The organism is Flavobacterium sp. B167r (assembly GCF_056824315.1).
In genome coordinates this window covers 1,568,952-1,588,676 of record NZ_CP124859.1, presented here as the reverse complement: position 1 = coordinate 1,588,676, position 19,725 = coordinate 1,568,952, and the positions used below count along the sequence as shown (strand labels likewise).

Annotated in this window: 17 protein-coding genes; 10 read left to right on the top strand and 7 right to left on the bottom strand. The window is 33.5% G+C overall.

Annotated elements, in window-relative coordinates; genetic code table 11:
- Positions 1–21: 21 nt before the first annotated feature.
- From QLQ96_RS07210 to QLQ96_RS07190, 5 genes are all read right to left on the bottom strand, one after another.
- A complete protein-coding gene (locus tag QLQ96_RS07210; RefSeq protein ID WP_482495891.1) occupies positions 22–2,565 on the bottom strand; it encodes a sodium-translocating pyrophosphatase in 2,544 nt (847 codons plus the stop codon).
- 112 nt (positions 2,566–2,677) lie between these two features.
- The gene (locus tag QLQ96_RS07205) at positions 2,678–3,208 is read right to left on the bottom strand and encodes an inorganic diphosphatase (protein WP_379700791.1); all 531 of its coding nucleotides are present in this window, start codon (positions 3,206–3,208) and stop codon (positions 2,678–2,680) included.
- A 111-nt stretch (positions 3,209–3,319) separates the two neighbouring features.
- Entirely contained in the window at positions 3,320–3,919 is a 600-nt protein-coding gene (locus QLQ96_RS07200) for a DNA-3-methyladenine glycosylase family protein (protein WP_482496922.1), read from the bottom strand.
- A 211-nt stretch (positions 3,920–4,130) separates the two neighbouring features.
- Entirely contained in the window at positions 4,131–6,632 is a 2,502-nt protein-coding gene (locus QLQ96_RS07195) for a DUF5686 family protein (RefSeq protein ID WP_482495889.1), read from the bottom strand.
- A 69-nt stretch (positions 6,633–6,701) separates the two neighbouring features.
- On the bottom strand, positions 6,702–7,679 hold the full coding sequence (locus QLQ96_RS07190; RefSeq protein ID WP_482495887.1) for a pyruvate dehydrogenase complex E1 component subunit beta: 978 nt from the start codon (positions 7,677–7,679) through the stop codon (positions 6,702–6,704).
- Positions 7,680–8,180: 501 nt separating this feature from the next.
- Between QLQ96_RS07190 and QLQ96_RS07185 the strand changes: the two genes are divergently transcribed.
- The 4 genes from QLQ96_RS07185 (at position 8,181) to QLQ96_RS07170 (ending at position 11,773) form a co-directional block, all read left to right on the top strand.
- Positions 8,181–8,927, top strand: a complete 747-nt coding sequence (locus QLQ96_RS07185) for an electron transfer flavoprotein subunit beta/FixA family protein (RefSeq protein ID WP_281634704.1) — start codon at positions 8,181–8,183, stop codon at positions 8,925–8,927.
- Positions 8,928–9,068: 141 nt separating this feature from the next.
- Positions 9,069–10,037 carry an electron transfer flavoprotein subunit alpha/FixB family protein gene (locus tag QLQ96_RS07180; protein ID WP_482495885.1) on the top strand — a complete coding sequence of 323 codons (969 nt, stop codon included), beginning with the start codon at positions 9,069–9,071 and terminating at the stop codon, positions 10,035–10,037.
- Between the two features lie 165 nt (positions 10,038–10,202).
- Positions 10,203–10,826: a bifunctional nuclease family protein gene (locus QLQ96_RS07175; RefSeq protein WP_482495883.1), complete on the top strand. Its 624-nt coding sequence runs from the start codon at positions 10,203–10,205 to the stop codon at positions 10,824–10,826.
- Positions 10,827–10,921: 95 nt separating this feature from the next.
- Positions 10,922–11,773, top strand: a complete 852-nt coding sequence (locus QLQ96_RS07170; RefSeq protein ID WP_379700797.1) for a thymidylate synthase — start codon at positions 10,922–10,924, stop codon at positions 11,771–11,773.
- 37 nt (positions 11,774–11,810) lie between these two features.
- Here QLQ96_RS07170 and QLQ96_RS07165 read toward each other — a convergent pair whose 3' ends face one another.
- Entirely contained in the window at positions 11,811–12,107 is a 297-nt protein-coding gene (locus tag QLQ96_RS07165) for an isoamylase early set domain-containing protein (RefSeq protein WP_482495881.1), read from the bottom strand.
- A gap of 239 nt (positions 12,108–12,346) precedes the next feature.
- On the opposite strand from QLQ96_RS07165, the gene QLQ96_RS07160 reads away from it, so the two are divergent.
- The 4 genes from QLQ96_RS07160 to porT all read left to right on the top strand — a co-directional run bounded on the left by QLQ96_RS07160 (position 12,347) and on the right by porT (position 15,207).
- Positions 12,347–12,691 carry a 2TM domain-containing protein gene (locus tag QLQ96_RS07160; protein ID WP_482495879.1) on the top strand — a complete coding sequence of 115 codons (345 nt, stop codon included), beginning with the start codon at positions 12,347–12,349 and terminating at the stop codon, positions 12,689–12,691.
- Between the two features lie 10 nt (positions 12,692–12,701).
- Positions 12,702–13,184 (top strand): dihydrofolate reductase, encoded by a 483-nt coding sequence (locus QLQ96_RS07155; protein WP_482495878.1) that lies wholly within the window; start codon positions 12,702–12,704, stop codon positions 13,182–13,184.
- Between the two features lie 579 nt (positions 13,185–13,763).
- On the top strand, positions 13,764–14,495 hold the full coding sequence (gene ubiE / locus QLQ96_RS07150) for a bifunctional demethylmenaquinone methyltransferase/2-methoxy-6-polyprenyl-1,4-benzoquinol methylase UbiE (protein WP_482495876.1): 732 nt from the start codon (positions 13,764–13,766) through the stop codon (positions 14,493–14,495).
- A 1-nt stretch (position 14,496) separates the two neighbouring features.
- The gene (porT, locus tag QLQ96_RS07145; protein WP_482495874.1) at positions 14,497–15,207 is read left to right on the top strand and encodes a type IX secretion/gliding motility protein PorT/SprT; all 711 of its coding nucleotides are present in this window, start codon (positions 14,497–14,499) and stop codon (positions 15,205–15,207) included.
- A gap of 9 nt (positions 15,208–15,216) precedes the next feature.
- Here the strand turns inward: porT and QLQ96_RS07140 are convergent, their stop codons facing one another.
- A complete protein-coding gene (locus QLQ96_RS07140) occupies positions 15,217–15,945 on the bottom strand; it encodes a TrmH family RNA methyltransferase (protein WP_482495872.1) in 729 nt (242 codons plus the stop codon).
- A gap of 37 nt (positions 15,946–15,982) precedes the next feature.
- Between QLQ96_RS07140 and tamL the strand changes: the two genes are divergently transcribed.
- A complete protein-coding gene (gene tamL, locus QLQ96_RS07135) occupies positions 15,983–18,538 on the top strand; it encodes a translocation and assembly module lipoprotein TamL (RefSeq protein ID WP_482495870.1) in 2,556 nt (851 codons plus the stop codon).
- Between the two features lie 60 nt (positions 18,539–18,598).
- Positions 18,599–19,666 carry a class II fructose-bisphosphate aldolase gene (gene fbaA / locus QLQ96_RS07130; protein WP_482495868.1) on the top strand — a complete coding sequence of 356 codons (1,068 nt, stop codon included), beginning with the start codon at positions 18,599–18,601 and terminating at the stop codon, positions 19,664–19,666.
- Positions 19,667–19,725: the final 59 nt, after the last annotated feature.

Here is a 19,725-nt window from a genome sequence, read left to right as displayed (position 1 = left end):
GTTTAAACTTTTACAAAGCTGTTATTTAGCTGCTTCAACTTTCGCTAAAACTTCTTCTTCGGTTCCTTCAAAAACTTCTGTTGTTGTTTTACCATTTTCTGTTTTAGTAACAGTTCCTGTAGTTTTGCCGTTTATATTTTTAACTTCAACCTTTACCGATTTTTTTTCATATTTAGAAGTATCAAAACAATCTGTTTTTTGGTACTTTCCAGTTGCATCAAAATGAGCCAGGCATTTAGCAGTTTCTTCTTCAGAACAGCCTTTTTCTTTACACATTTTAATACATTCTTCTTTTGTCATTCCAGACATATCTCCACATTTAGACATTCCCGCATGCATTTCTGTTTTAGCACAGCAAGATGCTTTTCCTGCAATATCTGATGGAGCGTGTCCTTCTCCTAAAATTGGGGCAACCACTAATCCAATTAAGCAAGTTAATTTAATTAAGATGTTCATTGAAGGCCCAGAAGTGTCTTTAAATGGATCTCCAACCGTATCTCCTGTTACAGCAGCTTTATGCGCATCTGAACCTTTGTATGTCATTTCTCCGTTGATCATAACTCCAGCTTCAAAAGATTTTTTAGCATTATCCCAAGCACCTCCTGCATTATTTTGGAACACTGCCCAAAGAACTCCAGAAACCGTAACTCCAGCCATATATCCTCCTAGCATTTCAGCAATTAACTGATTGTTGTCTGAATAAACTAATTTTCCTAAAAGAACTATCAAAATAGGAAACCCAATCGTTAAAATTCCTGGAAGCATCATTTCGCGTAAAGCGGCTTTTGTAGAAATTTCAACACATTTTCCATATTCTGGTTTTCCAGTTCCTTCCATAATTCCAGGAATTTCTTTGAACTGGCGACGAACTTCGTACACCATATCCATTGCTGCTTTTCCAACAGAATTCATTGCTAAAGCAGAGAAAACTACTGGAATCATTCCGCCGACAAACAACATTGCTAAAACTGGCGCTTTAAAAATATTAATTCCGTCAATTCCTGTAAAGGTTACATAAGCTGCAAATAAAGCTAACGAAGTCAAAGCTGCAGAAGCAATTGCAAATCCTTTTCCTGTTGCTGCTGTTGTATTTCCTACTGAATCTAAAATATCAGTTCTAGTACGAACTTCTTTCGGCAATTCACTCATTTCTGCAATTCCGCCCGCGTTATCAGAAATTGGTCCAAAAGCATCGATTGCTAATTGCATGGCTGTTGTTGCCATCATTGCAGAAGCTGCCAAAGCAACACCGTAGAATCCTGCCAAAGCATAAGAAACCCAGATTGCAATTGCAAATAATAAAACGGTCGGGAAAGTAGAAATCATTCCTGTTGCCAAACCTGCAATTACGTTTGTTCCCGCTCCCGTAGACGATTTTTGAACAATTGCCAAAACTGGTTTTGTCCCTAATCCTGTATAATATTCTGTTACTGATGAAATTGCTCCACCCACAATTAATCCGACCAATGTTGCATAGAAAACACGCATTGATGAAATGGCTTTAGAACCTTCACCAAAAAAGCTCATCTGCATTGTTTCTGGCAACATATGTTGTACTAAAAAGAAACAAGCTACAGCAGTTAAAACAATAGAAACCCAGTTTCCTATATTTAATGCTTTCTGAACTTGAGCTTCTTTAGCATTGTCATCTGTTATTTTTACTAAAGTTGTTCCAATAATAGAAAATAAGATTCCGAAACCGGCAATTGCCATCGGAAGTAAAATTGGACCAATTCCGCCAAAAGCATCATTGATACTTCCGCCCATATCTTTAATCACATAATTTCCAAGAACCATTGCAGCCAAAACTGTTGCTACATAAGAACCAAACAAATCGGCTCCCATTCCGGCAACGTCTCCTACGTTATCTCCAACATTATCGGCAATTGTTGCCGGATTACGAGGATCATCTTCTGGAATTCCAGCTTCTACTTTTCCAACTAAGTCAGCACCAACATCGGCAGCTTTAGTGTAAATTCCACCTCCAACACGAGCAAATAAAGCAATTGATTCTGCTCCTAATGAAAATCCTGCAAGAGTTTCTAAAACAACAGTCATCGTGTCTGTGTCTTTCCAAACTCCATCAGAAAAAAGATTAAAGAAAATGATAAAAAAAGAGGTTAAACCTAAGACAGCTAAACCTGCGACGCCAAGTCCCATTACTGTTCCACCTCCAAAAGAAACTTTTAAAGCCTGCGGTAAACTTGTACGTGCAGCTTGAGTGGTTCTAACGTTAGTTTTAGTTGCTATTTTCATTCCCATATTTCCTGCTAAAGCAGAAAAGAATGCACCAAAAATAAATGCTATTACGATTAATAAATGTGTTTTTACTCCTGGAATAAATGTAATTCCCGCCAAAGCTAAACTGGCAATAATTACGAAGATGGTTAATAGTTTATATTCGGCTTTTAGAAAGGCTAAGGCTCCTTCGTAGATGTAATCTGAAATCTCTTTCATCTTACCGTCTCCAGCATCTTGTTTTAAAACCCAAGTCCTTTTTATTCCCATGAAAAGTAATCCTAAAACTGCCATAATAATCGGCAGGTAAATCATAAATGCATTCATAATATTTTAATGGTTTTGGTTAATAGTCAACAATCTAACTAAAACGAATTTAAACAAAAAAGCAATACTCTTAACGGAGTATTGCTTTTTTTATAAATTATGAAGGCTAAAATTATTTAATGCTAAATAATCCTGCTGGTTTATTTTCAATGTCATCAAAACGTTTTGTACACTCAGCGATAATGTCGTAAGCTTCTTTAACGTCTCCCCATCCTTCAACATCTACTTTCTTGTTTTCAAGATCTTTGTAAACTTGGAAGAAGTGTTCAATTTCTTTTACTAAGTGAGGGTTCATATCAGAAAGATCATTTAATGAATTCCAGATTGGATCTGAAACTGGTACACAGATAATTTTCTCATCTGGTCCTTTATCATCTGCCATGTGGAATACACCGATTGGCTTAACTTCCATAACACATCCAGGGAAAGTTGGCTCGTTTACCAAAACTAATACGTCAAGAGGATCACCATCTAAAGCTAAAGTTTCTGGAATAAATCCGTAATCTGCTGGGTACATCATTGAAGAGAATAACATTCTATCAAAACGCATTCTTTTAATTTCAAAATCGTACTCGTATTTATTTCTGCTTCCTCTTGGTATTTCGATTAACACATCGAAAGTCGTTAATTTGTCTGCGGTCATTTTCGTTTTTTATTGTTTCTATAATTTCGGTTGCAAAAATAACTAAAGAATCTAGTTTTACAATAAAAAACAAGGTTAAATTATTCGCATTAGAGTTTAAAAAACAAGCATTTAATAGGTAATTTTTCTATTTCTTTTCTTTAAGTAATAATGCCAGAGCAAATAAGTGGCATAAGAACGATATGGACTCCATTGTTCAGCATGGATTTCCATCTCTTGTTTATCGTGAATATTGAGCAATTCTTTGATGGTATTGACTACAGCAATATCCCCAAGCGGAATCAAATCGGGCTCTTCCAGACAGAACATTAAATAAATATCGATCGTCCAATTTCCGATTCCTTTTAATTTAATCAGTTCTTCGCGAACTTGTTTTGCCGATTTTGAAGCTAAACTTTCAATATCTAATTCTTTGTTTATTACCGCTTCCGCTAAAATTTTGATGTATTTTGTTTTCTGACGGCTTACTCCCAAATTTCTAAACTGTTCATCAGACAAAATAGACATGTTTTCAGGATTACATGTTTTATAAGCTTTTATTTTTAAAAATGTGGCTTTCGCCGAATCAATAGAAACTTGCTGTTCGAGTATAAGCAAAACTAAAGTTTCAAAACCAGGCGGTCGTCTTGGAATTGGAGGCAATCCATACTTTTCTATAATTTCAAGAAATATTGGATTTTTAGATGAAAGAAAATCTATAGCTTCTTGCATGATGATGCTTTTAAGTCCAATCTCAAAAGTAAATAAAAAATAATCTCGCAAAGACATGAAGCCGCAAAGTTTTGTTTCACGAAGATTTTGCAGATTCAAGCGGTTTTTTTATTTAAATCGAAATTAAAATCTGCGTGAAATAAAATATCAAAAAAAAAGTCGCAAAGATTTAAAACCTTTGCGACTTTGTAACTTTGAGCCTTTGCAACTTTTAAAAATAGAATCCGAAAGATCCTTTTATTGCAAATTTATGAGCATCTGGCATATCTAAATAATTTCCTCTCCAAGAGAAATCTATTCTGAAAACTTTGAAGATATTACCAATTCCTGCATGATATTCATAGTATACTTTTTCAGGAGCGTTATAAGGCAGTCCAGAAGCATTGATAGCGCGATTGGCATCAGATATAGTTCCGTGGACTGCTCTAACTCCAATAAATTCTCTCCAATTCAATTTTCTCATAAATGGAACTCTTGCAAACAATCTTCCTCCAAAATCATGATTCCACTGCAAAGTAGTATATTGATCTGTAACAAATTCGTAGAAATTCAAATTACTAAATGTATTCTCAATAGTAAAATAAGTCTGATTACCCGGAATTACGCTCATTAATCCTAACGGAATCGTACCAAACGTTTTTCCTGTTTCAAGTGTAATATTTGTTCTTCCTAAAGGTCCAATAATAATGGGCTGTCTGTAGAAAACTTGAATTTTTTCGTAAGCAAAATCACTGTCCAAAACACCTTTTAAACCATAACTGAAATTTACAAAGAAATGACTAAAAGGACTATCAACTAAATCTCTTTCAACACCATAACCAATAGTTTTACGGTTAGGCATATATTCAAATTGGATATTTGCTTCAGATTGTTTTACCGTACTTTCAACAACGCCCGCAGGATTTGCAGCAGTTGGTAAAGTTGTATAATAATCTAAACTAAATGTCTTCGAAGCCGATTCTAATGTTCGATACGAAAGTCCTGCAGAAACAATAAAATTCTTTTTAGCTTCCATTTCAACAGAAACATTACTCAGATTAATATTGGTCAATTTTCCATTACTACCTGTTGTAAACAAAGCAGAAGAGGCAAAACTTCTTCCAAGAACATCATTCGTAGTGGTTAAACTTGCTCCAATTTGCTCAATGTCTCGCCTATTTCCTCCAGAGATAATGACACGGTTTTTCTTGTCCACCATCCATTTTCCAGAAACTCCATATTTGAATTTATTATCATCAAATCCGTAAGCGGTGTAGGCTTGAATACGCCAAGGATCATTCGGCCCAAAATAGGTTCTTCCTCCTACTCTTAGCCTTAAACCTTCAACTTCATTATATCCAAAAGTTGAAAAAATTGGCCCGTAATCAAAGTTTTTAAATTCAACATAACCACTTCCTAAAATTGAGACCAAATTATACAACTGCTTAAATCTTTTGACCGTCTGCAGTGTATCGAGCATTTTATAAATACCTTGTTCGTCTTTATTTAGTTTTTCAAAACGATTTTCTTCCCAGAATTCAGGCGGTCGATCATAAACGGCATTATCAATAAAATTGACTTCTTCTTTATAAAACTTCTCTGGTTTCTGAATATTGAATTTATGATTGCGGTATAAAGTTGTTCTCTTACCATAAACCCCTTTTGATTTTTCTTTTTTATTTAAAGCAAAATCAGACATCATGTAATCACGCGTCAAAAGGAAAACAGAATCATTTTCTACATCAAATTCTTGTTCGATATAAATATCTTTTACCCAGTTAATATTGGCACTTTTAGTTACGCCCATATTAATTTTTTTGATTGCGAAAGTCGTATCGTTAACCCAAAAATCTCCTTTAAAGGTTAATTCATTTTTACGTCTTGGGTAAAAAACGATATTATAACACCATTTTTTATCTACAAATGCGCTGTCTTTCAACACATAATTGTAAACATCAATTCCTGTTCTTGAAAGCGGGCTTGTAAAACTTTTATCAAAAAATTTAAGGTGATTATCGTAAATATTATAATCAGAATAAAGGTCTTTTACAAAAGATAAAATCTGCTGATTTCCATTAAAACCAGACATTTTATTTCCTGTTATATTTTCTTTTACTTTCTTTAATTTGTTGTCACCGTAAACATCATAAACCGATTCGTTAATAAAAATTGGCAAATATGTTTTTCCTGTAACATCCGAAGTATCAACATGATTAAAGATAAACTCCATTCCTTTAAAAAGTTTATTTTTCATGAATGCACTGTCAATAGTATTCATGTCAAATTCAACTTTTTCATACTTCTGCATTTGATATTGATTAAACAGGTAAAGTCCGTTTTTACGTTTTCTTTCCCAGATTTTTCTCAAAATATCCAATGCGGGATTGTTCTTTTTAGAAGTTTTACCTGTAAAAATCACCACTTCATTTAGAGCTTCAGCTTCGCCTAAAACAATTTTGAAATTGTAATTGACTAATTTTTCTAAAGGAACTTCTTTATCTGAAAATCCTGCTGAAGTAACAATTAGTGCCGTATAAGTATTTGGTGATTCTAAATAAAAACGGCCGTCTTCATTAGAAACGATTCCGATATTTGACCCTTTAAATACCACATTTGCAAAAGGTATCGGCTGATTGGATTTGTCCAAAACAATTCCACTCACCTTAGTTTGTGCAGTAGCAACATTTGCAAAAGCAAATACAATATATAAGAGAAGTAGAGTTAATTTGTTCATTATAAAGTAAAAAAAAACTTCACCAATCCATGTTGTCTGATGAAGTTTTATGAGTATTATGTATTTGTATTATTTGTATAATACTTTTTTAACTGCTTTTACTACATCACCTGCATTTGGCAACCAGTCTTTAAGCAATACTGGAGAATAAGGTGCAGGAGTATCTGCAGTTGTAATACGTTGAATTGGCGCATCAAGAAAATCAAATGCTTGCTCTTGAACGATATATGTAATCTCAGAAGAAATACTTGCAACTGGCCAAGCTTCTTCAAGAATTACTAAACGGTTTGTTTTTTTAACAGAAGCAAGAATAGCATCTTTATCCAATGGACGTACTGTTCTTAAATCGATAATCTCACAAGAGATTCCTTCTTTTGCTAATTCATCAGCAGCGATAAAAGCTTCTTTGATAATTTTTCCGAAAGAAACGATAGTTACATCTGTTCCTTCTCGTTTGATATCAGCAACACCAATTGGAATTGTGTATTCTCCATCTGGCACTTCACCTTTATCACCGTACATTTGCTCAGACTCCATGAAGATTACAGGGTCATTATCGCGAATTGCAGATTTTAAAAGTCCTTTTGCATCGTAAGGAGTTGAAGGAACGATAACTTTAAGACCTGGAGTGTTAGCAAACCAGTTTTCTAAAGCTTGTGAGTGAGTAGCTCCTAATTGACCAGCAGAAGCTGTTGGTCCGCGGAAAACGATAGGCACATTAAATTGTCCTCCTGTCATTTGACGCATTTTAGCAGCGTTATTAATAATTTGATCAATACCAACTAAACAGAAGTTGAATGTCATATATTCTACAATCGGGCGGTTTCCGTTCATTGCAGAACCTACTGCAATTCCTGAAAATCCAAGCTCAGCAATTGGAGTATCGATTACTCTTTTTTCACCAAACTCAGCAAGCATTCCTTTAGAAGCTTTGTAAGCTCCGTTGTATTCTGCAACCTCTTCTCCCATTAAATATATGGATTCATCGCGACGCATTTCTTCACTCATCGCTTCGCAAATGGCCTCTCTAAATTGTATTGTTCTCATATTTTATATTGTATGTTGAATTTTCTGAAGAGCAAAAATAAATATTTTAAATAACTTAAAAGCATAAATTGAATTTAAAATCGTACGAACTTTAATCTGTTCTGCCATTTTAACTTTTTAATCTTTATTGTGATATTTACGAAATCGATATAATAACGTGTATTTCACACTTAATCCTGCTAAAATATTTTTTCAGACAAAGTTTTATCTATTTGTTTAATTCTTGTTTCTCCAAAATTCATTCACTAAAACGCAAAAATTAAAAAATTAGTATTTATCATACAAAAACAATTTAGCTACGAGAAATCGATTATTACAAAATTCCTAATAATCAGATTAAATAGCTGTTTTTTATTTTTTAGATTCCGATGAAATTCATTTCAAACTACAGAATCTTCGAAATCGTAATAGTTTTAAAAAATATTATGCATGCATAGTATAATTATTCCAAATTAAATTCTAAATTTGTAGAAGCATATTATAAATTCAAAATATATACTTATGAAAATACTAGTTTGCATCAGCCATGTGCCTGATACTACTTCAAAAATTAACTTTACCAACGGTGACTCTGAATTTGACACTAACGGTGTACAATATGTAATTAACCCTAACGACGAATTTGGTCTTACACGCGCTATCTGGTTCCAAGAACAACAAGGAGCAAATGTAACGGTTGTAAACGTTGGAGGTCCTGATACTGAACCAACATTGCGTAAAGCTTTGGCTATTGGTGCAAACGAAGCAATTCGTGTTAATGCAAATCCTACTGACGGATTTTTTGTTGCTAAACAATTAGCAGAAGTAATTAAAAATGGTGGTTACGATTTAGTAATTGCTGGTAAAGAATCTTTGGATTATAACGGAGGAATGGTTCCTGGAATGATTGCTGGAATTTTAGGTTCTAACTTCTTAAACTCTTGTACAGCGTTAACGGTTGACGGAAACAACGTAAAAGCGGTTCGTGAAATCGATGGTGGAAAAGAAACTGTTAGCACTACTCTTCCTTTAATCATTGGAGGTCAAAAAGGTCTTGTTGAAGAAAAAGATTTACGTATCCCGAACATGAGAGGAATTATGACAGCAAGAACTAAAGCTCTTACTATTCTTGAGCCAGTTGATGCTGCTGTAAATACAAAAGCGGTGAAATTTGAAAAACCAGCTCCAAAATCGGCAGTGAAATTAGTTTCTGCAGATAATTTAGATGAGTTAATCAATCTATTACACAACGAGGCTAAAGTGATTTAAGATTGTAGAGTTTAGATTTTAGATTGCAGACCGCAACTAAATCTAAATCAACATTTGATTCACTTCAAATCTAAAATCAATAATCATTTTAGATTTCAGCTTCAAAAATCTGAAATCTAAAATCTAAAATCTAAAGTTATTATGTCAATATTAATATATGCAGAATCTGCAGAAGGAAAATTTAAAAAAGTTGCTTTCGAATTAGCTTCTTACGCTAAGAAAGTGGCAGAATCATTAGGAACTACGGTTACAGCTTTGACTGTAAACATCAGTGATGTTAGCGAATTAGGCAAATACGGAGTTGATAAAGTTCTAAAAGTAAGCAACGACAAATTAGCCGGTTTTAATGCAAAAGCTTACGCTGATGTTATCAAACAAGCCGCTCAAAAAGAAGGAACAAAAGTAGTTTTACTTTCTTCTACAACAGACAGCATCTACCTTTCTCCACTTGTTGCAGTAGGTTTAGAAGCCGGTTTTGCTTCAAATGTAGTTGGATTGCCAGTTAGCACTTCTCCATTTCAAGTAAAAAGAAATGCTTTCTCAAACAAAGCTTTCAACATTACTCAAATCGATACAGATGTAAAAGTTCTTGGTTTAGCTAAAAACTCTTACGGTCTTTTTGAAAGCGCGGGAGCTGCTGCTGCCGAAGATTTCAACCCAACTGTTGGAGACAATGACTTCGGAGTAAAAGTAGAATCTGTAGAAAAAGTTTCTGGAAAAGTTTCTATCGCTGACGCGGATATCGTAGTTTCTGGCGGACGCGGATTGAAAGGTCCAGAAAACTGGGGATTAGTTGAAAATCTAGCTGAAGTTTTAGGCGCTGCAACTGCTTGTTCTAAACCAGTTTCAGATTTAGGATGGAGACCTCACAGCGAGCACGTTGGACAAACAGGAAAACCAGTAGCAACAAACTTATATATTGCAATTGGTATTTCTGGAGCTATCCAGCACATTGCGGGTATCAACTCTTCTAAAGTAAAAGTAGTAATCAATAACGATCCAGAAGCTCCTTTCTTTAAAGTGGCTGACTATGGTGTTGTGGGAGATGCTTTTGAAATTATACCACAATTAACAGAGAAACTAAAAGCTTTCAAAGCTCAGCATTCTTAATACAAAGAATTCTCTTTAAAAATATTGCCGCCTAAAAACAAGATGTTGTATCTTTGTTTATAGGCGGCTTTTTTGTTCCATATTTTTTGATTAAAATTGCAGCTTTATTTTCCAAACAAAAACAGTATTAAAATAAGGCGCTAAGTGCCTTTTTTACAAACATATATGAGTCTAGTAAAATTATCCATCAAAGGAATTTCATACAGTCAAACTCAAAATGGCGCTTATGCCTTAATTTTGAATGAAGTCGATGGCGAAAGAAAATTACCTATTGTTATTGGCGCCTTTGAAGCCCAATCGATCGCTATTGCTTTAGAAAAAGAAATAAAACCGCCACGTCCTTTAACTCACGATTTATTCAAAAATTTTGCTGAAAGATTTGATATCGTTGTTAAGCAAGTTATCATTCATAAATTAGTTGATGGCGTTTTTTATTCAAGCTTAATCTGCGAAAGAGATAAAATTGAAGAAATTATCGACGCAAGAACTTCTGATGCAATTGCTTTGGCATTGAGATTCAACGCTCCTATTTTTACTTATAAAAACATTTTAGATAAAGCTGGTATTTATTTAAAATCGAATACTACTGAAACAGATTCTGGAGCTCAGGAAATTGATGATGTTCTTTCAAACCCTGAAACTTTCGGACACGAAGAAGAAAGCAACCAATCTGGAGAAGTTTATGCAAAACATTCTTTGCAAGAACTAAACGAACTTTTAGACCAAGCTGTTTCTCAAGAAGATTACGAAAAAGCCGCAAAAATTAGAGACGAAATCTCTAGAAGATAAAAATATCGCTATAGGCAATAAGCTTTAGGCCGTAAGCCTAGACCTCAAAAACAAAGCTTAAAGCGTATTGCCTAAAGCTTAAAGCAAAAAAAACAATGAAACAATACTTAGATTTAGTAAAACACGTTTTAGAAAACGGCAATCAAAAAGGAGACCGAACTGGAACTGGAACAAAAAGTGTTTTTGGTTACCAAATGCGTTTTGATTTAAGTGAAGGTTTCCCAATGGTTACAACTAAAAAACTTCATTTAAAATCTATCATTTACGAATTGCTTTGGTTTTTAAAAGGTGATACAAACGTAAAATATCTTCAAGAAAATGGAGTTAAAATCTGGGATGAATGGGCAGATTCTAATGGCGATTTAGGCCCCGTTTACGGACACCAATGGCGCAATTGGAATAGCGAAGAAATTGACCAGATTTCTGAATTAATTAAAGAATTAAAAACAAATCCGAATAGCAGAAGAATGTTAGTTTCGGCTTGGAACCCTTCGGTTTTGCCAGATACTAAAAAGTCTTTTGAAGAAAATGTTGCCAATAACAAAGCGGCATTGCCTCCATGCCATGCATTCTTTCAGTTTTATGTAGCAAGCCCAGATCCTGAAAAAGGCGAAACAAAAGGAAAATTATCTTGCCAATTGTATCAGCGAAGTGCCGATATCTTTTTGGGAGTTCCTTTTAATATTGCTTCTTATGCATTGCTTACCATGATGATTGCACAAGTTTGTGATTTAGAGCCAGGTGAATTTATTCACACTTTTGGTGACGCACATATCTATAACAATCATTTTGAGCAATTAGAATTGCAACTTTCGAGAGAACCAAAACCATTACCAAAAATGATTTTAAATCCAGAGATTAAAAACATTTTTGATTTTGATTATGGTGATTTTACTCTTGTTGACTATGATCCGCATCCTGCTATAAAAGGAAGTGTCGCTGTATAAAAACAAAAAATCCGCTTTAAAATTAAAGCGGATTTTTTTATACAATTAAAACACTATTTTCACTTCCAGCAAAATCATTCCATTTATAAGAATCGGCTTCTGGATCATTCACATAATTTCCATCAACCAGATACTTAAATTCGTATATAGCATCTTTAACCAAGTCATAAGTTGCTTTAAAAGTTCCATTTTTCAATTTACTCAAAGTCCCTTTTTCAGCGTTCCAATTATTGAAATCTCCAACAACAGCAGCAGAATCTGCATCCTTAGCATCTATTGAAAACGTAACTTTACATACTGGTTTCGTTTTCACAAATTGTTTTTTCAAAGACATAACTATTTCGTTTTTAGATTTATACATCTAAAATTAATTAAATTCGATGAAACACTAGCTACCACCAGAACCGATTTGCGATAATGCCAAAAACAGCATGTCATTTTCGCTTTATTTGTAATTTAGAGTGGTTAAAATTTTGTTTTTCAAATTCTTATATGATTTAAAAGCAAATATTCCTAATCCAAAATATGGTCTTTCGAAAATAAATTTTAACTTTATAATCTCATTTTGATCTTATGGAAAAAGAAGTACACGAACAATACGAATATGCTAGACGTCGATTAAGACAAAAAAAGGTCTTATATTTTCATTTTGTTCTTTTCCTCCTTGGAAGTTTATTTTTATTTGTTGCCAATAAATTTTTTGGATTTGGAGAAGGCACAACTCAAAATTGGTGTATCTGGGGTATTACAATCTGGCTTTTCCTTTTCATTCTGCATTTTATAAAAGTGTATATAACCGACCGTTTTATGAATAAAAAATGGGAAAGAGAACAAGTTGACCGCTTAGTTGCTTTACAGCAAAAAAGAATCACACAGCTTGAATCTTCTATCAATGAAGAAAATGAAAATAAAATTTAGTTAGCATACCATGATTATAATGATAGCGGCCGCAGCCGAAAATAATGCACTCGGAAAAAACAACGAATTAGTATGGCATTTGCCAAATGATTTTAAAAGGTTTAAATCGCTTACTACTGGCCATCATATTATTATGGGAAGAAAAACTTTTGAAAGTTTCCCAAAACCATTACCAAATCGCGTTCATGTTGTAATTTCTCGTCAAGAAAATTATAAACCAGAAGGATGTATTGTTGTAGATAGTATTGAAAAAGCAATTGCAATTTGTCCAGAGGATGATGACAGTTACATTATAGGAGGAGGCGAAATTTATAATCTTGCTCTTCCTTTTACAGATATTATTGAATTAACGAAAGTTCATCACACTTTTGATGCAGATGCTTTCTTTCCTAAAATCAATAAAAGCGAATGGACTTTAGTAGAGTCTGAAGAAAATTATAAAGACGAAAAACATCTTTATGATTATACTTACGAAACTTACATTCGGAAATAAATAAAAAACATCCTCTTTTTAGGGAGGATGTTTTTAAATAATTGATTTTGAAGCCTAAATCGCTCAAGAGAAAATTTTGTTTAAAAAAAATAACAAATATCAGTGATATTTGTAAAACTGAATAACATTTTATTACTTGAGACCTAAATCTCAAAACGCCTTTAACAACAAATACCACTAAGATATTAAAGGCAGAAAATTAAAATTTCCAAAAACAAATTTAATCCTAAGAACGTACTTTGCACTTAACTATAGTATATCCCCCCAAAGAACAATACTTTCAAAACTCCTTCTTGAACAAATGAAATTACCAGCGCAAAAAAAGCAATCATTTGTTTGAGTTATAGCGACATTATCAATCATTAAACTTTAATCATTTTTACTTTGACAAAGTTGCTCATAATGGCACTATTAGACAATACCGTGTTTTAGGGATTTTGCCAAAATACCTAGATTTAGGGATGCTAAAACATTTCTCTAATTTGTTTAAAAATAAATCCTTTAAAAACATTTATTTTACAAATTAAAAAACTCAATTACAGTTAAACTAGATTGTTTATATTTGCCTAAATAAAAAAAATGTCTGAAAAAGTAACTCCGTATAAAGACTCTACCCTAGGTAAAAAAGAGCAAGTAACCCAAATGTTTGATACCATTTCTGGGAATTACGATAATTTGAACCGTGTAATTTCATTTGGAATTGATGTTAAATGGCGCAAAAAAGTATTAAAGATTGTATCAGACAAAAAACCAAAAGTTATTCTGGATATTGCAACGGGAACTGGTGATTTAGCTATTTTGATGGCGAAGACTAACGCTGAAAAAATTATTGGCCTAGATATCTCTGCCGGAATGCTGGAAGTTGGGAAAAAGAAAGTTCAAGAAAAAAACCTTTCTAATGTTATCGAGCTAGTTCTAGGGGATTCTGAAAATATGCCGTTTGAAGACAATTACTTTGATGCAATTACTGTTGGTTTTGGAGTAAGGAATTTTGAAAATCTAGAAAAAGGTTTTGCAGAAATCTTACGAGTTTTAAAACCAAATGGAGTGTTTGTTATATTAGAAACTTCTGTTCCAACTAAATTTCCTTATAAACAAGGCTACAATTTTTACAGCAAAAATATACTTCCATTAATCGGAAAATTATTTTCTAAAGATAATGACGCTTACGGTTATTTATCTGAATCTGCTGCTGCCTTTCCTCATGGAGAAGCCTTAAACAATATTTTGAGAAAAATTGGGTTTATAGATGTTGTGGCAATGCCTCAAACTTTTGGTGTCGCAACAATTTATTCTGCATCTAAAAAATAGTATGAAAAAAATTGTAATCTTATTTTTATTGGTCTTAACGACAAAAGGACATTCGCAATTTGCTAAAAACATGTTTAGCAAAGATCCTATCATTAATCTTGAAAACTGGCAGAAACAGCGAGTTTATTTCGGTTATTACTTAGGTTTCAACAGTTTTGACTTTAAATTTGATTATAAAACTCCTGTACAGCAAGATATTCAGGTTAAAAAAACTACCGGCTTTAATGTCGGCGTTGTAGCCGACTTAAGGCTTCAGGAATATATTAACTTGCGTTTTGAGCCTGGTTTGTATTATACTAAACGGGATCTTTTTTTTCCTGGCATAAGCGACAAGGAAAGTGATTATCTAAGAGAAGTAAACAGTACTTACATTCACTTCCCTTTATTGTTAAAATTTTCTGCCATGCGCACAGGAAATATACGCCCGTACTTAGTCGGCGGTATGTCTACAACTTTAAATTTATCTAGCAATGCTAAATCTCAAGATGATAACTTTGAGCAGAAATTTAGAGTAAAACAATGGACAGCTGCTTACGAGTTAGGTTTGGGAATTGATATTTTTACTGAATACTTTATTTTCTCTCCTTCTGTTAGAGGAATGTTCGGCATTACAGATGAACTTATTAGAGATAAAACTCCAGACAGCCCTTGGACTGGAAATATCGATTCGATGAAATCTAGAGCGATTTTAATAAATTTCACTTTTCATTAAAACAAAATCTCAACTATTTCGTTTAAATTCACTAAGAATAATTGCTGTTGCAGTAGCTACATTTAAACTTTCAGTTTTTTGAAGCTCTCCAAATCTAGGAATTGTGAGACGGTCGGTTACTATTTTTTCAATTTCTTCTGAAATTCCGTTGGCTTCATTACCCATGATAATGATTCCTTCCTGCGGTAATTTGGATTGATAAATATTTTCACCATCCATAAAAGTCCCAAAAACTGGCAGTTTAGTTTGAGCAAGAAAAAGTTTTAAATCAACATAGGTTACATTTACTCTGGTAATTGAACCCATTGTGGCTTGTATCACTTTCGGATTAAAAATATCTACCGTTTCTTTAGAACAGATAATCTGCTTAATACCAAACCAATCGCAAAGACGCAAAATAGTTCCTAAATTTCCGGGATCTCTAATGTCGTCTAACGCTAAAATTAAACCCGAATCGATTATCTTCTTTTCGGCTGGAATTTTAAAAACCGCCAAACAAGAATTTGGAGTCGACAAAGCACTTATTTTTTTTAGCTCTTGGTCATTAATTAGAGTTCGTTTTGAAGCATGAACCGTTTCAAAATCATTCAATGTGGTGTATAAATGTTCTAATTCAAAATTGGATTGCAGCAATTCTTGAATTACTTTTACTCCTTCAGCAAAGAATAATTGATTGGCAAAACGTTGCTTTTTTTGATGTAAACCTGAGATAAGCTTTATTTGGTTTTTACTAACCATAAAATAATGTACTTTTGAATTAAATATTAAAAAACACTTGAAAAATAATTCCACAAAAATAACAGCATTTCTTCTAATTGCAACATTAATTTGCGCTTGTAATGCCGTAAAAAGAGTTCCCGATGGAAAAAACCTTCTTGTTAAAAATAATATTCTTGTTAACGGAAAAGCAACAAACGACGAAACAGCTTCTAATCAGATGTACCAAAAACCAAATGGTAAATTATTAGGTTATAAGCTTCGATTAAATTTATACAATTTAGCCAATTTAAATCCAGACTCTACTTATCAGGCAAAATTTAAAAACAATCCTGGAAAGTATGAGCGCATGTCTAAAATCTTTTCCGCAAAACAAGTAGATCGTCTTGGGCAATCTTTTTATTATAAAGGAATTCATGAATTTCTAAAAAACACTGGCGAACCTCCAGTAATAATTGACACTTCAAAATCTAGAAAATCATTATTACGTTTAAAATACTATTATTTCAATAATGGATATTTTAATGTTCAGACCGATTATACTATTGATACGGTTGGAAAAAAGAGAGCCGAAATTAATTACAACATTACCACTGGACCAGCTTATAAACTGGACACTATTAGAACCAAAATAATGACTCCTGCATTAGACTCGTTATATAGAACTAATAACGACCCTTCTTTATTAAAATCTGGAAATCAATACAAAACTACAGATTTCGAAGAAGAAAAAAACCGTATTACAACATATTTCAGAAATCACGGCGCTTATTATTTTCAGCCTACATACGTAACTTTTGACATTGATACCATTGGCAAAAAAGCAAAAGCCGATGTTACTTTAATTATTAACAACAATAATATTCAAGAAAGAGATTCAAGCCGTACAGAGCCTTTTAAACTATATAAAATTAGCGATGTAAATATTTATACCGATTATTCTGCAGCTAATGCTAAGAAAACACCAACAGATAGTGTAAGCTACAACAATTTCAACCTATACAGTTACAAAGGATTAAAATACAGACCGCGTGCTATCACCGATGCTATTTTCATTTCGAAAGGAAGCACTTTTGCTGATTTCAGAACTACTCTTTCTTCTCGATCTTTAAATAATTTAAGGATTTTCAACTATCCTTCTATTCAATACGAAGTAGACAAAAGAGATTCGACAGCCCAATCTCTTATTGCTAATGTTTATCTGACTCCGAGAAAAAAATACAGTTTTGGAGCCACTCTTGATTTAACGCATTCTAACATCCAAGATTTTGGAATTGGAGCTAGTATTTCTGAAACGATTCGAAATGTATTTAACAGAGCAGAAACTTTAGAAATTTCAGCTCGTTTAAATATTGGATCGTCAAGAGATATGGCCAATCCAAACAACAATTTCTTTAACGTTTCGGAATATGGTTTGGATATGAAATTGAATTTTCCGAGAATTTTATTGCCTTTTGGAACCGAGAAAATCATTCCGAAAAGTATGATTCCGTATACTTCTATATCTTCTGGTTTTTCGAAACAGCGAAATATTGGTTTGGACAAAGAAAACTTTACAGGAGGTATCTCATACAACTGGACACCAAAACGTCATAACACAGCAAAATTAGAATTATTAAACGCACAGTTTGTTCGCAACTTAAATCCAGGCAATTACTTTAATGTTTATACGTCTTCTTATGATGACTTGAACGGAATTGCTCAAAATTACAATCAACAAGCTTCAAATGTTGATACAAACGGAAACTTAATTGTACCTACAGGAACAACAGGATTTACCAATGATGTTTTAACAGGACAGACTGGTTTAACACCATCTAATCCTCAATACCAAGAAGTTGAAAGTATTGAAGAAAGACGAATTCGTTTGACTGAAAATGATTTTATTCTAGCAACAAGTTTTTCTTTTACTAAAACAACAAAAAAAGATTTAGCAGATAATAATTTCTATCAATTCAGAACAAAAATAGAATCAGCTGGAACTTTATTGTCTCTCGTTTCTGAAATTGGAAATCTTCAAAAAAATTCAAGAGGAAATTATGAGATTTTCAACCTAGAATATTCAGAATACGTTAAAACAGAGTTTGATTATATTAAACACTGGGATTTTGGAAAAGAAAAAGTTTTAGCGGTTAGAAGCTTCTTCGGGATTGCGGTTCCGTTTGGAAATTCAAACTACATTCCGTTTTCACGAAGTTATTATGCCGGAGGTTCCAACGATAACAGAGCGTGGCAGCCATACTCTCTTGGTCCCGGAAGCACAAATGCTTTAAACGATTTTAACGAGGCCAATATGAAAATTGCTGCAAGTGCCGAATTTCGTTTCAAAATTTTCGGAGATGTGAAGGGAGCGCTCTTCGCAGACGCCGGAAATATCTGGAATGTACTCGATAATGTCATAGATCCGAAAGCAAAATTTGACAACTTAAACGATTTAGAAGAAATTGCTTTAGGCACAGGATTTGGTTTAAGATACGATTTGAGTTTTTTTGTTATTCGTTTAGATTTAGGGTTTAAGACTTATAATCCGGCGCATGAGAAGGGAGACCGATGGTTTAAAGAATACAATTTTGGGCACTCGGTTTTAAATTTTGGTATAAATTATCCGTTCTAATGCTAATTAATTCTTATTTTTGCAACCTAAAAACTAAAAACAACTATAAAAAAAATTACAATGGCACATAACATTAAACCAGGAGTAGCTACAGGAGATCAAGTACAAGAGATCTTTAATTATGCTAAAGAGAAGGGTTTTGCTCTTCCAGCAGTAAACGTTACTGGATCAAGCACAATTAATGGAGTTCTTGAAACTGCAGCAAAACTAAACGCGCCAGTTATCATTCAATTTTCTAACGGTGGAGCACAATTCAACGCTGGAAAAGGATTATCAAACGCAGGTGAAAAAGCAGCAATCGCGGGAGGAATCGCAGGAGCAAAACATATTCACACTTTGGCAGAAGCTTACGGTGCAACTGTAATCTTACACACTGACCACTGCGCAAAAAAACTTTTACCTTGGATTGATGGTTTATTAGATGCTTCTGAAAAACACTTCGCAGAAACAGGAAAACCATTATTCAGTTCTCACATGATCGATTTGTCTGAGGAGCCAATCGAAGAAAACATCGAGATCTGTAAAGAATATTTAGCTAGAATGAGCAAAATGGGTATGACATTAGAAATCGAGCTTGGTATTACAGGTGGTGAAGAAGATGGTGTTGACAACTCTGATGTTGATAGCTCAAAATTATATACTCAACCAGAAGAAGTAGCTTACGCTTACGAAGAATTATCTAAAGTGAGCCCTAAATTTACAATTGCTGCTGCTTTTGGAAACGTTCACGGTGTTTACAAACCAGGAAACGTAAAATTAACTCCAAAAATCTTAAAAAATTCTCAAGATTTCGTACAAAACAAATTCAACACAGGACACAATCCAGTTGATTTCGTTTTCCACGGAGGTTCAGGTTCTACACTTGAAGAAATCAGAGAAGGAATTAGCTACGGAGTTATAAAAATGAACATCGATACAGATTTACAATTTGCTTACACTGAAGGAATCCGTGATTATATGGTTAAAAATCTTGACTATTTAAAATCACAAATCGGTAACCCAGAAGGTGCTGATTCTCCAAACAAAAAATATTATGACCCAAGAAGATGGGTTCGTGAAAGCGAAGTAACATTCAATGCAAGACTTGAACAAGCTTTTGCTGACTTAAATAATGTGAATACACTATAATTTTTAGATCTCTGATTTTAGATTTTAGATTTCTTTCTGGAATCTAAAATCTAAAGTCT

Coding starts and splice junctions, on each gene's coding strand:
- QLQ96_RS07210 (WP_482495891.1), bottom strand. CDS start 2,565: ATGAATGCATTTATGATTTACCTGCCGATTATTATGGCAGTTTTAGGA.
- QLQ96_RS07205 (WP_379700791.1), bottom strand. CDS start 3,208: ATGACCGCAGACAAATTAACGACTTTCGATGTGTTAATCGAAATACCA.
- QLQ96_RS07200 (WP_482496922.1), bottom strand. CDS start 3,919: ATGCAAGAAGCTATAGATTTTCTTTCATCTAAAAATCCAATATTTCTT.
- QLQ96_RS07195 (WP_482495889.1), bottom strand. CDS start 6,632: ATGAACAAATTAACTCTACTTCTCTTATATATTGTATTTGCTTTTGCA.
- QLQ96_RS07190 (WP_482495887.1), bottom strand. CDS start 7,679: ATGAGAACAATACAATTTAGAGAGGCCATTTGCGAAGCGATGAGTGAA.
- QLQ96_RS07185 (WP_281634704.1), top strand. CDS start 8,181: ATGAAAATACTAGTTTGCATCAGCCATGTGCCTGATACTACTTCAAAA.
- QLQ96_RS07180 (WP_482495885.1), top strand. CDS start 9,069: ATGTCAATATTAATATATGCAGAATCTGCAGAAGGAAAATTTAAAAAA.
- QLQ96_RS07175 (WP_482495883.1), top strand. CDS start 10,203: ATGAGTCTAGTAAAATTATCCATCAAAGGAATTTCATACAGTCAAACT.
- QLQ96_RS07170 (WP_379700797.1), top strand. CDS start 10,922: ATGAAACAATACTTAGATTTAGTAAAACACGTTTTAGAAAACGGCAAT.
- QLQ96_RS07165 (WP_482495881.1), bottom strand. CDS start 12,107: ATGTCTTTGAAAAAACAATTTGTGAAAACGAAACCAGTATGTAAAGTT.
- QLQ96_RS07160 (WP_482495879.1), top strand. CDS start 12,347: ATGGAAAAAGAAGTACACGAACAATACGAATATGCTAGACGTCGATTA.
- QLQ96_RS07155 (WP_482495878.1), top strand. CDS start 12,702: ATGATTATAATGATAGCGGCCGCAGCCGAAAATAATGCACTCGGAAAA.
- ubiE (WP_482495876.1), top strand. CDS start 13,764: ATGTCTGAAAAAGTAACTCCGTATAAAGACTCTACCCTAGGTAAAAAA.
- porT (WP_482495874.1), top strand. CDS start 14,497: ATGAAAAAAATTGTAATCTTATTTTTATTGGTCTTAACGACAAAAGGA.
- QLQ96_RS07140 (WP_482495872.1), bottom strand. CDS start 15,945: ATGGTTAGTAAAAACCAAATAAAGCTTATCTCAGGTTTACATCAAAAA.
- fbaA (WP_482495868.1), top strand. CDS start 18,599: ATGGCACATAACATTAAACCAGGAGTAGCTACAGGAGATCAAGTACAA.